Genomic DNA, 12,992 nt, shown 5'->3' with positions numbered 1-12,992 from the left:
CCTTCCTGCGATGAACGCGGTGCCACCAGCGGATACCGACGGCGGCCGGTTTGCCGGCAGTGCTTTTGCCGCAATCGACATCGGTGCGTCCTCGGGCCGGGTCATCCTCGGCCGGGTCGCGGGCAGCCCCGGTGGGGCGAGGGCCGAGCTGGAGACCGTGCACCGGTTCCCCAACGGGGTCAAGGAGCTCGACGGCGGCCTCCGCTGGGACTTCGACGCGCTGTTCGCCGAGGTCCTCGCCGGGCTCGCGGCCGCCGCCACGACGGCCGCGGCCCGCGGCGAGAGCATCGCCAGCATCGGGATCGACACCTGGGCCGTGGACTACGGGCTGGTCAACGACGCCGGTGACCTGGTCGCGGCGCCGTTCAGCTACCGCGACGGCCGGTCACGGGCCGCCGTCGCCCGGGTCCACGAAAAACTCGATCCGGCCCGGCTCTACGCCACCACCGGGCTGCAGTTCCTGCCGTTCAACACGATCTACCAGCTCGCCACGGAGCCGGCGCTGGAGGGGCTGCAGGCGCTGCTCATCCCGGACCTCATCGGGTTCCTGCTCACCGGCCAGCGCCGCACTGAGGCCACCAACGCCTCCACCACCGGGCTCTTCGACGCCGTCGCGGGGGAGTGGGCCACGGAGTTCCTCAGCGCCCTGGACCTGCCCCAGAACCTGTTCCCGCCGCTGATCCAGCCCGGCGAGACCGTCGGCACCCTCACCAAGGACATCGCGGTATGCCTGGGACTTCCCGAAACCACGGCCGTGGTGGCCGTCGGCTCGCACGACACCGCCTCAGCCGTCGCCGCCGTACCGGCGGACGCCGGAGGTGCTGGCGCCGGAGATGCTAACGACAATTTCGCCTACGTCTCCTCCGGCACGTGGTCTCTGGTTGGCGTCGAACTGTCCCACCCGGTCCTGACCGAGGCCAGCCGGACCGCGAACTTCACCAACGAACGCGGCGTGGACGGCACCATCCGCTACCTGCGCAACGTCGGCGGCCTCTGGCTGCTCAGCGAATGCCAGCGCACCTGGGCCGCCGACGGCTACCGGCCGGGGCTCGAGGAACTGCTCGACGCGGCCGCGACTCTTCCGCCCGGCGGCCCGGTCATCAACGCCGACGACCCCTGTTTCATCGCTCCGGACAACATGCCCGAACGGATCCGGGGCGCGGTCCGGAACACCGGCGCTGTCTTGCCGGAGCATCCCGCGCACATCGTGCGGTGCATCCTGGACAGCCTTGCCGCCGGCTACGCCCGGACCATCGCCGACGCCGAACGGCTCGCGGACGTCCGGGCCGGCGTCGTGCACATTGTGGGCGGCGGATCCCAGAACCGGCTCCTGTGCCAGCTCACCGCCGACGCCACCGGCAAACGCGTGATCGCCGGACCTGTGGAAGCCACGGCCCTGGGCAACGTCCTGGTCCAGGCCCGCGCCGCAGGCGTGCTCAGCGGCGGGCTGGGGGAGCTGCGAGCCGTGGTGCGTGCCTCCCAGCACCCGGCGGAGTACGTGCCCTCAGCCCGGGCCGCACACCAGAGTGTCGTCCCCAGCGGAGGTGCCCAGTGAGGATCGCGCTTTTCGCCACGTGCATCGTTGACGCCATGTACCCGGCCACGGCCCGCGCCACGGTGTCCATCCTGGAACGCCTCGGCCACGAGGTCATCTTTCCGGCCGGCCAGGCCTGCTGCGGGCAGATGCACGTCAACAGCGGCTACCTCAAGGAGGCGCTGCCCGTCGTCGCCAACCATGTGAAGGCCTTCGAAGAAGATGAGTACGACGTCGCCGTCGCACCTTCCGGTTCGTGTGTCGCCTCGGTGAAGCATCAGCACCCCATGGTCGCCCGCCGCTGCGGGGACGCCGGGCTGGAAGCCCGGGCCGCCGCCGTCGGAGCCAAAACCTACGAGCTCTCCCAGCTCCTGGTGGATGTCCTGGGCGTCACCGACGCGGCGGCGCAGCTGGGCTCGTACTTCCCGCACCGGATCACCTACCACCCCAGCTGCCACGGCATGCGCCTGCTCCGGCTCGGCGACCGCCAACTGGACCTGTTGCGCTCGGTCGGCGGCATCGAACTGGCCGAACTGCCCGAGGCCGACCAGTGCTGCGGCTTCGGCGGCACCTTCTCGATGAAGAACGCGGACGTGTCCTCGGCGATGCTGGCGGACAAGACCGCCAACATCTGCGGCACGGGCGCCGAACTTTGCGCCGGCGGCGACGCGTCCTGCCTGATGCACATCGGCGGCGGACTGTCCCGGCAGGGCAGCGGCGTCACCACGATGCACTTCGCCGAGATCCTGGCCAGCACCCTCGAGAATCCCGCCGCCGTCTCCGGCGACGTCCGCCTCACCACCGGAAGGACCGCGCGATGAGCGGCACATTCCTGGGGATGCCGTCCCTGCCGGTCTTCGGCATCGGCAACCTGCACGAACACGAGCCCTTCCCGAAAGCCGCCCGCCGCGAGCTCGGCAACCCCCAGCTGCGGGCCAACCTCGGCCACGCCACCCGGACCATCCGGGACAAGCGGCTGGCTGTCGTGTCCGAACTCCCCGACTGGGAGGAGTTGCGCGAGGCGGGCCGGGCGATCAAGGAATCCGTCATGGCCCGGCTGCCGGAGCTGCTCGAAGAGTTCGAGGCGAACTTCACCGCCCGCGGGGGGACCATCCACTGGGCCCGGGACGCCGGCGAAGCCAACGGCATTGTCGCCGCCCTCATCCGGGACCAGGGCGCCGACGAGGTGGTCAAGGTCAAGTCCATGGCCACGCAGGAAATCGGCCTCAACGAATACCTCGAAGAACAGGGCATCGCGGCTTACGAGACCGACCTCGCCGAGCTCATCGTCCAACTGGACCACGACAAGCCCAGCCACATCCTGGTCCCGGCCATCCACAAGAACCGCAGCCAGGTCCGGGACATCTTCCTGCGCGAAATGGAGGGGGTGGATCTGGAGCTCACCAACGAGCCGGCGCGCCTCGCCGCGGCCGCCCGGGCACACCTGCGCCGCAAGTTCCTCAGCGCCAAGGTGGCCGTGTCCGGCGCGAACTTCGCCCTCGCGGACTCCGGGACCCTCGCCGTCGTCGAATCCGAAGGCAACGGGCGCATGTGCCTGACGCTGCCGGAAACGCTCATCACCGTCATGGGCGTCGAAAAGCTGCTGCCGGGCTGGGAGGACCTCGAAGTGTTCATGCAGCTGCTCCCGCGGTCCTCAACGGGCGAGCGGATGAACCCCTACACCTCGCTGTGGACCGGCGTCACGCCTGACGACGGGCCGCAGAACGTCCATCTGGTCCTGCTGGATAACGGACGCAGCGCCGCCCTGGCCGACGAAATGGGCCGCTCCGCGCTGCACTGCATCCGCTGCAGCGCCTGCATGAACGTGTGCCCCGTCTACGAACGCACCGGCGGGCACGCCTACGGATCCACCTACCCGGGCCCGATCGGCGCGATCCTGTCGCCGCTGCTGACCGGGATCACGGCCGAGGAGAACAACTCCCTGCCCTACGCGTCCTCCCTGTGCGGCGCCTGCTACGACGCCTGCCCGGTGAAGATCAACATCCCGGACATCCTGGTGCACTTGCGCGGCGAGGACGTGGACAGCAAGCGCGGCAAGCGCGGGAAGCGTGGGAGGGAGCGCCTGCCGAGCCAGATGGACCTGGGCATGAAGGCGGCCTCCTGGGCGCTGTCCTCCGGAAAGAACCTTGGCATGGTCGAGAAGGTGCTGCCGCTGGGCCGGATCGCCGCCGGCCCGGACCGGAAAATCACCAAACTGCCCGGCATCGCCGCCGGTTGGACCCAAAGCCGGGACATCCCTGCACCGCCCGCACAGTCCTTCCGGCAGTGGTGGGACAAGGAACACCGGGCCGCCGGACCCGGTGCCCCCGGCACGGAGACCGCCGGCCCAGGACCAGCCGGAACAGAGGAGAACCCGTGAGCGCGCGCGCAGAAATACTCGACCGGATCCGGTCGGCCCTCCGGGACGCCCCGGCAGTACCGGAGGTGCCCCGCGACTACCGGCGCTCCTCCGGGCTGGGCGGAGAAGAGCTCATCGAGCTGCTGACGGACCGGCTCCTCGACTACAAGGCGAATGTCTTCATCGAGGAAGCCGCCGCGGTGCCGCAGCGGCTCGCCGCGCTCCTCGAGGGCACCGGCCGCTACGCTGTGCCACACGGTCTGGACCAGGCGCTGTTCTCGGAGGCGGACGCTCACGACGGCGGCTCCGGCCGCCGCGTCACGGACGCCCCCGGGCAGCGGCTCAGCGTCGAGGAGCTCGACGGGATTGACGCCGTCGTCACCGGCAGCGCCGTCGCCGTCGCCGAAACCGGCACCATCATCCTCGATGCCGCACCGGACCAGGGGCGCCGGGTCATCAGCCTCGTCCCGGACCGGCACATCTGCATCGTCCGGGCCGGGGACATTACCGCCATCCTGCCGGAGGCCCTCCGCCGGCTCGACGGCACCCGCCCGCAGACCTGGATCAGCGGCCCCAGCGCCACCAGCGACATCGAACTCGAACGCGTCGAAGGCGTCCACGGCCCCCGGACCCTGGACGTCGTGATCGTCCGGAGGTAGGCGGGAGGCCGGGGCCCGCTTCCTGCCAGCACGAGGGACGCGGGGCCTCCTGGTTGGCGGTGATGGCCCCGGAAAGTCGTTTGCCCCGATCACTCAGAGGAAACTCATGGTCTTCTCAGCAGGGAGTTGAACCATGGAAGCATGTACCTAGTCGACCCCAGAGCCTATGCGCATCGCCTAATGCACCCTGGCGCCTGGTTCCGCGCGACAATCCGCCGGCACGTCCCGGCAAGCGACCACGCCCGCGACCAGCAGCCCACGCACTCCAGGTTCGACTATCTGGAGGCTGGCCTCACGGGAACACTGAGCACGGCCCATTCACGGCGCAGGGCCAAGGAACTTGAGCAGGCATTCCGGAACGGCGACGTTTCCTACGAGGACGCGTGCCTGGAGATGGAGCACCTCGACGGGGAGCTGTGAACGGCTGGCAGCGCTCGACGGAACCGCGCGTTTCGGATGCCGCTGCCTGCGTTCTAGGAGCAGGTGTTGAGGAAACCTGTGGCGCCAGGGCGGGCATGGAAGGTCAACGTGTGGCCGGCGTCATCTCGGAAGATGGCCTTTGGGCCGGTCACGGTCATGGCGCCGGGCTGGTAAGGGTTTTTCCAGCCTTCAGGCGGGTTGCCGTGGCCGTCGTCCAGCGCCTCGTCCGCGACGAAATAGGTGCCCTGCACGAGCGCTTCATGGATGCCGCAGTGTGTGTACAGACTGTACGGCGAGCCTGAGGCGGCCATAGTTGTTGGGTTGGCCGGGGTCCCACTTGCCGGATCCCCCTGCATCGCGCACCCGCACAGCAGCGCCAACCCTGCAGCGGCTGCGAAGCCTAAGTGGTATCGAGCTGTCATGCCCCAAGGCTCTAGGGCGCTGCCTCAATGGTCAAGAGCCAAGCAAGCCTGCCGGCAGGCAAAAGACAGCTGGGAGGGGCCCGAATGGGGCTGGGCGTAGGGTGGAAGTTGGACGAAAGGAGCACTTCATGAAGAAAATCCTCATGGTACTGACCAGCGTTTCCGAGATCGGCGATACCGGAGAGAAGACCGGCTACAACGTGGCCGAGGCTGCACATCCCTGGAAGGTCTTCAAGGATTCCGGGCATTTCGTCGACTTCGCGTCCATCCAGGGCGGCCAGCCCCCGCGCGACGAGGTGGACTCAGAAGATCCCATCCAGGTCGCCTTCACGGAGGACGAGACCACGCGCGCCGGACTCTACAACACTGCCCGCGTCGACGTCGTTGACCCCGACCAGTACGACGCCGTCTACCTCGTGGGCGGCCACGGCACCATGTGGGACTTCCCGGACAGCGAAGGCTTGCAGAATCTGGTGGCCAGCGTCTACAACGCCGGCGGCTTGGTCGGCGCGGTCTGCCACGGACCGGCCGGCCTGCTGAACGTGGAATTGAAGAACGGGCTTCGCCTCGTCGAGGGCAGGAAGGTGGCGGCCTTCACCAACGACGAGGAGGTTGCCGCAGGGAAGGACAAGGTCATCCCGTTCTTCTTGGCCGACCGACTTGAGGAACAAGGCGCCACCCACGTCTCCGCTGACGTCTTCGAGGAGAAGGTCGTGGTTGACGACCGGCTGGTGACCGGCCAGAACCCGGCCTCAGCCGCCGGCGTGGCCAAGGAGATGGAGAAGCTCTTCGCAGCGGTCATCCATCAGGAAAAAGCCGAGGAACAGCACGACGCGGAGGCTCTGCGCGCCGAGAAGGACGCCGAGAAAGACGCCAAGAAGGCTGCCGCTGAAGCGGAGCACTAACACCAAGATCGCACTGAAACTGGCGGCCACCCCGGCAACGGGGTGGCCGCCTCCGCTCTGCGGCAATCGCGAACACAAAACAAGGATCAGTAGCCGTACTTGTTGACCACGACCTGCACAATGTTGGTGTCGTCGTCCCGACCGTCGTCAGTGATCGTGATGCGTACGTTCCATCCGTCGATGACGCCAATGCCCCGGCAGTCCAGTCCGCCTGCATTGATCCTCTGCTCCCGTACGCATGGCTTGTACTCCTGTGGCGTCAAACCCACCTGCTGAACGTACCGCTCCAGGTCACCCTCCCGGTACTTCCGGTGAGTGTCCCAACGGTATGCGTACTGGGAGCAAGGCCCATCGAGCGGGATGCACAGCGCACTGCCCACCGGCTCCTGCGTTCTTAAGGGTTCCCATCCCGGCTCTGGCTGGAGGCGGTCGGCAATCGTCTTGAGCTCAGCGACAATCTGATCGCTCTTCCACGATGACCAGAGGAAGAAAGCGGTGACAAAGGCAACCGTTACTGCCAGCACACCGAGCCATATTTTGCGGCCCCTGCTCATTCTCGTCCCGCTCCCCACTGCGTACCTCTCTGGTTGTGAGACCCGCAGTCCACCCCGCCACCGCGCTGTGCTGGTCCACCGACCGTCTCGCTTCGCCACCTACCACCCCGAACCGGGTGAATGACAGTCCTGCCGAGCGGTAACCGGCCGTGCCTGCGGAGTTGACTTACGCGGCGATAGCGGATGTGGGTGTCCAGCGGTGAGTGGAGCACCTCGGCCGGTTCGCCGCACCAATATTTCCATTTATACGGAGTTCTAGACATTTATACGGAGTTCTAGAACTGGGTATAACTGCGGGGTTGAACCCGGCGGAACGCCTATGGCCCCGGCGAGGTGGATATGGCACTTTGATTCAGGACCGGTGTGACCGCTAGAAAAAACGATGCCACCCCTTCGTCCGGGCCAAGACCCGGGAACGCGACACTTGATCCGAAGGACACCTACTGTCGGGCTACTGTAGATTATCCGGGACGCCGAATCGCCTTCCAACGAGTACGCGAATGGCCGCGAGTAGAGGCTGATCTTCCAGCGCAACGCCCTCGCCCCCGTAATGCACACCCGTTTCGTCACCCACTGCTTCTATGTCAAAAAGATTGAGGACCTCGGCCACGCGAACCTGATACTCGGTGGCGGTCATTTGGCGAGACACACGAACTGGAATTGTGCTGAGTTTGCGCGCGACCTTAGCAGCGGATTCATTCATGGGCGCACTCTTGCATGGCGTTCCGCCATTGCACAAGGGGCCCCTTCGAGTCGCATGCGTGAGTATGAGGCGACGTCAGGCATTTGCTGGATGATGATGACGCCGTAGCCGAGGCCCTGGAGCTGGCGGATGACGAGGTGGGTGGCCTTCAGTAGGTTCGCGAGCGGCTCCGGTGGTTTCTAAACTATCTTTAGGAACTCCTGTTTTCGCGCCAACCGGGGCGACAGTTGGAACGTTTGGTCGAGTCGTTCCCGTGCGATGGCTTGGGGGTATTGCCGACGGTCGTTGTGTACGCCAGACCCTTCACCTCACGCACCGTACGTACGTGAAATCTGGCAAGTTGTACCAAGTTCTAGCGGGTTCTAGGAAAATCCGTATAACCCGCTAGAACTTCCTAGAAGTCGGTATAACTGAGGTCTTTACCCTGCGAAACCCTGTGCCGAGAATCTGGTTTGTAGCCCCATGCCGTCCCCTGCCAGCGATCGCTGGCTTCCGTCCCGACGACCTTCCCAGAGCTCGTGCATCTTCCGCCTCGGTGACGCAAAGCCTTGGCGGTTATGGACGTCTCGGAGATGATGAATGCAACGGACTGAGAGGGGCGATCCAATGTCTGCTGCGGATGGGGAAGCCCGAGCGTCGAGGGAAGAAACCATTCTGCGTATACGGAGGGGAATCCGGGCGGCCCAACTCCGGGTCGCGCTGGACGAGGCCCGGGGACGACGGACGCCGGAAGCGGGGGTGCGACTGGCACAGCGAACGGCCCCGAACCTGCCGTCCCCATTCGATACCTTGAGAACGCCGGATGGAGAGCTCCGGACGGATCCGGAGGCTCGGAAAGAATTGGCTCTCCATGTGCGACGTAATATTCTGGCCGCGCAGTTGAGGGCCGCCCTGGATGAGGCACGCGGCCGGCCGACGCCCGAGGCCGTAAAGCGACTTGCCCAGAGAAAGCTTCCATCACTCGGGTAAAGACGCAGGATGCCGCCCCGGTACCCTCGGCCACGCCCCGTGGCGCGTGCGGCAGTACCTCGATGTGGGAGCGATTCTTCGAAATATGCACCAAAAGTGCACCACGAAGCGGCTGAGAATGCAGAAAACCCCCGGTTTCCCGGGGGTTTTCATTGGCGGTGACGGTGGGATTTGAACCCACGTTGGCTTTTACACCAAACAACATTTCGAGTGTTGCACCTTCGGCCGCTCGGACACGTCACCAACCTGACTAGGGTACCGGAGCAAGGCGCCCATCCACAAAACGAGCCCCAACGGCACCCGCCCGCCGACTCGCCGGAACCCGGCACCCTTCCCCGCGAACAGCCCGGGCACTAGATTCGTAAGCACAATGACGACTTCTGAACAGCACGCCACGGCCACCGCCTATTGGACCGTCGGCCCCGAACAAGGCGAGCTCCGCAGCGAGGACCTGCCCGCCCCCGGACCCGGCGAGGCACTGGTCCGGACCCTGTATTCGGGCATCAGCAAGGGCACCGAACTGGTAGTCCACCGCGCGAGTGTCCCGGAGTGCGTCGCCGGCGCGATGGCCGCCCCCAACCAGGAGGGGTCCTTCCCGTACCCGGTGAAGTTCGGCTACCTCACCGTGGGGGTGGTCGAGGACGGACCGGAGGGCTGGGCCGGGAAGACCGTCTTCTGCCTCTATCCGCACCAGGACCGCTTCATCGTCCCGGTCGAAGCCCTCACTATCATTCCCGACGGCGTCCCGGCCCGCCGCGCGGTGCTCACCGGCACCGTGGAAACCGCGATCAACGGCCTCTGGGAGGCCGGACCCCGCCTGGGCGACAGGGTTGCTGTGATTGGGGCCGGACTGGTCGGCGGCATGGTGGCCAAGCTCCTGGCCGGGTTTCCGCTCGCGCGGCTGCAGCTGATCGACGTCGACCCCGCCAAACGGGCGTTCGCGGACGCACTCGGCGTCGACTTCAGCCACCCCGACGATGCCCTCCCGGACTGCGACATCGTGATCCACTGCTCGGCCTCGCAGGAAGGACTGCAACGGAGCCTGCAGCTGGTGGGCGACGACGGCGACATCATCGAAATGTCCTGGTACGCCGACCGGAAAATCTCCCTCCCATTGGGGGAGGACTTCCACGCCCGCCGTCTGTCCATCCGCGCCAGCCAGGTGGGGATGGTGGCCCGCGCCCGCCGGCACCGCCGCACCAACGCCGAGCGCCTCGCGCTCGCCGTGTCCCTGCTGCAGGAGCCGGTCTTCGATGTCTTCCTGACCGGCTCCTCGACGTTCGCAGAGCTCCCCGGCGTCGTCCAGCGCCTCGCCGACGGCAACCTGGACGCCCTGTGCCACGTCATCGAATACCCGTCCTGGGACGCTCCATCCGCCGACCAGCCCACCGAGTTCAAATCCGCCGACCAGCCCACCGAAGCCACGAGGTAGCCCGTGTTTAGTCTGACCGTCCGCCGCAACTTCATGATCGCCCACAGCCTTCCGCGCGAAGTCTTCGGCCCGGCCCAGGGCCTGCACGGGGCCACGTTCGTCACGGAGGTGACCTTCCGCCGTCGTGAGCTCAATGACGACGCGATTGTGCTGGACATCGGCGCGGCAGGGGACGCGGTGGACGAGATCCTGGACGAGCTGAACTACAAGAACCTCGACGAGCATCCGGACTTCTCCGGCAAGCTGAGCACCACCGAAGCCCTCGCCCGGTACATCGCCGACGCCGTCGCCGCCCAGATCCGCGTCGGCAACGACGGGCGCGACCTCGCCGGGCTGGACGTCACCCTGCGCGAGACTCCCGATGCCTGGGCCAGCTACTCGCTGGACTTCGACGCCCGCTAGGCGCCGCAGATGCCGCCGGCCAGCCCTCGTATCCGTCTTGTGGTGCCCGGCAACGTCCGGCACAACTCCGGTGGCAACGTCTACAACGCGGCGCTCGCCGCCGAACTGGCGGCCCTCGGTGCCGCGGTGGAAACCTGCCCGCTCGACGGCGACTGGCCGGGAGGCAGCGCGGGGGACCGGCGGCGCCTGGCCACGCTGCTGCACGCCGGGCCCGACGGCGGCCGGGCCGGGGGCGGCGGCGCTGCAACTGCCGGTTCCGCAACCTGGGGCACGGTGACGGTGGTCGACAGCCTTCTGGCCTGCGGTGCGCCCGACGAGCTGGAAGCGGCTGCTGCGGCCGGGGTCCGGGTCTGGATCCTGCTGCACATGCCCCAGCCGGACCACGCGGAGCGCGAACGCAGGGCCCTGCGGGCCGCTGCCGGCGTCATCTGCACGAGCGGTTCGGCCGCGGCGGGCATCCGCGCCCGCCACGGCCTCGACGGCCTCCGGGTGGCCCTGCCCGGGACCGCCCCCGCGCCGCTCGCGTCCGGCAGCCTGTCAACCGGCGCGCCGCACCTCATCGCCGTGGCGGCCCTGCTGCCGAACAAGGACCAGTCGCTCCTGCTGGACGCGCTGGCCCGGCTCACGGATGTGCCCTGGACGGCGTCCCTCATCGGCTCGGACACCGCCGATCCGGCCTACGCCGCGCAGCTCCGGAAGTCCGTGGAACGCCTGGGCCTGGCCGGGAGGATCCGCATCCCGGGCGAGCTCCGTGGCCCGGCACTGGATGCTAAATGGGATGCGGCCGATCTCAGCCTGCTGATTTCCCGGGCCGAAACCTACGGCCTGGTGGTCACCGAATCGCTGGCCCGCGGCATTCCCGTGGTGGTGCGCCAGGGCACCGGAGCCGTCGAGGCGCTCGCCGCCGGCACCCTGCCCGGGCCGCCGGCGGCCGGCACTCCGACGCCGGACACTCCGCCCGGGACTCCGGTGCCCGGGTTGCCGGGCGCCGCCGTCGGGCTCGGAACGGACCCCGCTCCGCTGGCGGACCTGCTCCGCCGCTGGCTGGACGACCCCGGTCTCAGGGACCGCTGGCGGGAGGCGGCAGCGGCTGCCCGGGGCCGGTTGCCCGGCTGGGACGCCACCGCCCGGACCGTTCTGGGCTTCCTGTCGACGGAACCGACGGAACCCACGGAACCGACGGAACCCACCGAAACCGCGGAAACCGCGGAACTCGGTGAAACAGAGACACCCAGAAACCAGACGGCGCGGGTTGATACGGCTTCTTGATACCGCTGACAGAGAAGCTGTTGGAGAATGAGCCCATGAGCACCCACCCTGTCGCCACGCAATCGCCGTCGGTAGAAAAGCCCGTCAACCTGCCGGAGCCGCAGAGCCTGACCCCGGAGCGGCTCCGGGCATGGTCCTGGCACCGGCAGGGCCTGGATGGCTCGCTGGCTGGCTGCACGGCGGAGCAGGTCCTTGCCCGGGCAGGCTGGGCCCGGTCCGTGGGCGGCGCCAACCCCTACCTCACGCTCTTCGCCCGCGCCGGGATCCGACGCGAACAGGTGGACGCCGACGTCCTCGCCCACCGGATCCTGGAACTTCCGGTCGCCCGCGGCTGCACCTACGTCCTGGGCCGGGAAGACTTCGCCTGGGCGCTTCAGCTGGGCCGGGACGCGGCCGAGTCCGCGTTCAAGGTGGTCGGCCGGCTCGGCGTGGACCGCGGCGAGATCACGCTGCTGGAAGAGCAGGTGCTGCACACCCTCGCCGAGGCGGAGGGGCCCATGGATCCGCGGCAGCTCAAGGACGAGCTCGGCGATTCAGTGCGCAACCTTGGCGAGGAAGGCAAGAAAAAGGGCGCCACCACCACGTTGCCTACCGCACTCGGGATCCTGCAGTCCGACGGACGGATCCGCAGGGTCCCGGCGAACGGGCGCCTGGACCAGCAGCGCTACGCCTACCAGCCTTGGGGCCTGCCGCCCAGCGATCTTGACGACGAGGATGCGCGCACTGAGCTGATCCGACGCTACCTGGGCTGGACCGGCGGGGCCACCTTCAAACAGTCGCAATGGTTCACGGGGTTCACCGTGGCGCAAACCAAGGCGGCGCTCGCCGCCGTCGGCGCCGTCGAGGTGCCCACCGCCCTGTCCACAGTAATGGCCGGGTCACATGCCGCAGGCGGGGACCCGCTGTGGATGCTGCCCGAGGACCTCGGCGGCCTCGCCGCCTTTGAGGAGCCGGCGGGGGAACAGATCCAGCTGCTGGCAGGAACGGATTCCCTGTTCCTGCTGCGCCGCAACGCGGCGGACCTGCTGGCCGAGGAGGACCTGCACAAGCCGGCGCTGGGATCGCTCGCGCTGCAGGCGGATCTCCCGGACCACCCGATCCTGGACCGCGGCCGGATCATCGGACTCTGGCAGTACGATCCGGCCCAGGAACGGATCGTGCCCTGGCTGTTCCACGGCCCCACGCCCGCGGTGAGGCAGCGGATCGCCGAGGTGGAAGCCTGGATCCGCAAGGACCTCGGTGATTTCCGGGCCTTCAGCCTGGACTCTCCGGCCTCCCGGCAGAAGCGGATCGATGGGCTCGCGGCTTCCGCTGTAGCCTCAGCGTCACCGGCCGGCGCGTCATCTGCCGGCGGCGCAGGCTAG

13 protein-coding genes and 1 tRNA gene are annotated in these 12,992 nt (G+C 67.8%); 10 read left to right on the top strand and 4 right to left on the bottom strand.

Annotated features, from left to right (window positions below):
* Nucleotides 1–10 precede the first annotated feature (10 nt).
* From AC1DKN_RS08215 to AC1DKN_RS08195, 5 genes are all read left to right on the top strand, one after another.
* Nucleotides 11–1,555: a rhamnulokinase gene (locus tag AC1DKN_RS08215; RefSeq protein ID WP_476870985.1), complete on the top strand. Its 1,545-nt coding sequence runs from the start codon at nucleotides 11–13 to the stop codon at nucleotides 1,553–1,555.
* Nucleotides 1,552–2,355, top strand: a complete 804-nt coding sequence (locus AC1DKN_RS08210) for a (Fe-S)-binding protein (protein WP_223914436.1) — start codon at nucleotides 1,552–1,554, stop codon at nucleotides 2,353–2,355. The genes AC1DKN_RS08215 and AC1DKN_RS08210 overlap by 4 nt, the downstream gene beginning before the upstream one ends.
* Nucleotides 2,352–3,914, top strand: coding sequence for a LutB/LldF family L-lactate oxidation iron-sulfur protein (locus AC1DKN_RS08205; RefSeq protein WP_476870984.1), 1,563 nt, complete (start codon nucleotides 2,352–2,354; stop codon nucleotides 3,912–3,914). Before AC1DKN_RS08210 ends, AC1DKN_RS08205 begins: the two co-directional genes overlap by 4 nt.
* Nucleotides 3,911–4,552, top strand: a complete 642-nt coding sequence (locus AC1DKN_RS08200) for a LutC/YkgG family protein (protein WP_476850640.1) — start codon at nucleotides 3,911–3,913, stop codon at nucleotides 4,550–4,552. The genes AC1DKN_RS08205 and AC1DKN_RS08200 overlap by 4 nt, the downstream gene beginning before the upstream one ends.
* Before the next feature lie 180 nt (nucleotides 4,553–4,732).
* On the top strand, nucleotides 4,733–4,972 hold the full coding sequence (locus tag AC1DKN_RS08195) for a hypothetical protein (RefSeq protein WP_476857777.1): 240 nt from the start codon (nucleotides 4,733–4,735) through the stop codon (nucleotides 4,970–4,972).
* 53 nt (nucleotides 4,973–5,025) lie between these two features.
* Here the strand turns inward: AC1DKN_RS08195 and AC1DKN_RS08190 are convergent, their stop codons facing one another.
* Nucleotides 5,026–5,283 carry a hypothetical protein gene (locus tag AC1DKN_RS08190; RefSeq protein WP_476870983.1) on the bottom strand — a complete coding sequence of 86 codons (258 nt, stop codon included), beginning with the start codon at nucleotides 5,281–5,283 and terminating at the stop codon, nucleotides 5,026–5,028.
* A gap of 239 nt (nucleotides 5,284–5,522) precedes the next feature.
* Here AC1DKN_RS08190 and AC1DKN_RS08185 point away from each other — a divergent pair, with 239 nt between their 5' ends.
* Nucleotides 5,523–6,299: a type 1 glutamine amidotransferase domain-containing protein gene (locus tag AC1DKN_RS08185; protein WP_476850637.1), complete on the top strand. Its 777-nt coding sequence runs from the start codon at nucleotides 5,523–5,525 to the stop codon at nucleotides 6,297–6,299.
* An 86-nt stretch (nucleotides 6,300–6,385) separates the two neighbouring features.
* Here the strand turns inward: AC1DKN_RS08185 and AC1DKN_RS08180 are convergent, their stop codons facing one another.
* The 3 genes from AC1DKN_RS08180 to AC1DKN_RS08170 form a co-directional block, all read right to left on the bottom strand.
* Entirely contained in the window at nucleotides 6,386–6,823 is a 438-nt protein-coding gene (locus AC1DKN_RS08180) for a hypothetical protein (RefSeq protein ID WP_476870982.1), read from the bottom strand.
* Between the two features lie 481 nt (nucleotides 6,824–7,304).
* Nucleotides 7,305–7,556, bottom strand: coding sequence for a hypothetical protein (locus tag AC1DKN_RS08175; RefSeq protein WP_476857774.1), 252 nt, complete (start codon nucleotides 7,554–7,556; stop codon nucleotides 7,305–7,307).
* Between the two features lie 1,122 nt (nucleotides 7,557–8,678).
* Nucleotides 8,679–8,768: transfer RNA gene (locus AC1DKN_RS08170), tRNA-Ser, on the bottom strand.
* 127 nt (nucleotides 8,769–8,895) lie between these two features.
* Here AC1DKN_RS08170 and AC1DKN_RS08165 point away from each other — a divergent pair.
* The 4 genes from AC1DKN_RS08165 to AC1DKN_RS08150 are packed head-to-tail and all read left to right on the top strand — an operon-like array spanning nucleotide 8,896 to nucleotide 12,992.
* A complete protein-coding gene (locus tag AC1DKN_RS08165; RefSeq protein WP_476870981.1) occupies nucleotides 8,896–9,957 on the top strand; it encodes a zinc-dependent alcohol dehydrogenase in 1,062 nt (353 codons plus the stop codon).
* Between the two features lie 3 nt (nucleotides 9,958–9,960).
* Nucleotides 9,961–10,359, top strand: a complete 399-nt coding sequence (locus AC1DKN_RS08160; RefSeq protein WP_230010077.1) for a 6-pyruvoyl trahydropterin synthase family protein — start codon at nucleotides 9,961–9,963, stop codon at nucleotides 10,357–10,359.
* Between the two features lie 9 nt (nucleotides 10,360–10,368).
* Nucleotides 10,369–11,628, top strand: a complete 1,260-nt coding sequence (locus tag AC1DKN_RS08155; protein ID WP_476870980.1) for a glycosyltransferase — start codon at nucleotides 10,369–10,371, stop codon at nucleotides 11,626–11,628.
* A gap of 35 nt (nucleotides 11,629–11,663) precedes the next feature.
* Nucleotides 11,664–12,992, top strand: a complete 1,329-nt coding sequence (locus AC1DKN_RS08150) for a DNA glycosylase AlkZ-like family protein (protein ID WP_476870979.1) — start codon at nucleotides 11,664–11,666, stop codon at nucleotides 12,990–12,992.

This window comes from Arthrobacter sp. 01N444 (assembly GCF_056399305.1).
Note: the sequence above shows the minus strand (reverse complement) of the source record. Positions and strands in the feature narration are given on the sequence as shown.

Excerpts from the sequence above, each read along its gene's own strand:
- AC1DKN_RS08215 (WP_476870985.1), top strand. The coding sequence starts at position 11 with ATGAACGCGGTGCCACCAGCGGATACCGACGGCGGCCGGTTTGCCGGC.
- AC1DKN_RS08205 (WP_476870984.1), top strand. The coding sequence starts at position 2,352 with ATGAGCGGCACATTCCTGGGGATGCCGTCCCTGCCGGTCTTCGGCATC.
- AC1DKN_RS08195 (WP_476857777.1), top strand. The coding sequence starts at position 4,733 with ATGCACCCTGGCGCCTGGTTCCGCGCGACAATCCGCCGGCACGTCCCG.
- AC1DKN_RS08190 (WP_476870983.1), bottom strand. The coding sequence starts at position 5,283 with ATGGCCGCCTCAGGCTCGCCGTACAGTCTGTACACACACTGCGGCATC.
- AC1DKN_RS08185 (WP_476850637.1), top strand. The coding sequence starts at position 5,523 with ATGAAGAAAATCCTCATGGTACTGACCAGCGTTTCCGAGATCGGCGAT.
- AC1DKN_RS08175 (WP_476857774.1), bottom strand. The coding sequence starts at position 7,556 with ATGAATGAATCCGCTGCTAAGGTCGCGCGCAAACTCAGCACAATTCCA.
- AC1DKN_RS08165 (WP_476870981.1), top strand. The coding sequence starts at position 8,896 with ATGACGACTTCTGAACAGCACGCCACGGCCACCGCCTATTGGACCGTC.
- AC1DKN_RS08155 (WP_476870980.1), top strand. The coding sequence starts at position 10,369 with ATGCCGCCGGCCAGCCCTCGTATCCGTCTTGTGGTGCCCGGCAACGTC.
- AC1DKN_RS08150 (WP_476870979.1), top strand. The coding sequence starts at position 11,664 with ATGAGCACCCACCCTGTCGCCACGCAATCGCCGTCGGTAGAAAAGCCC.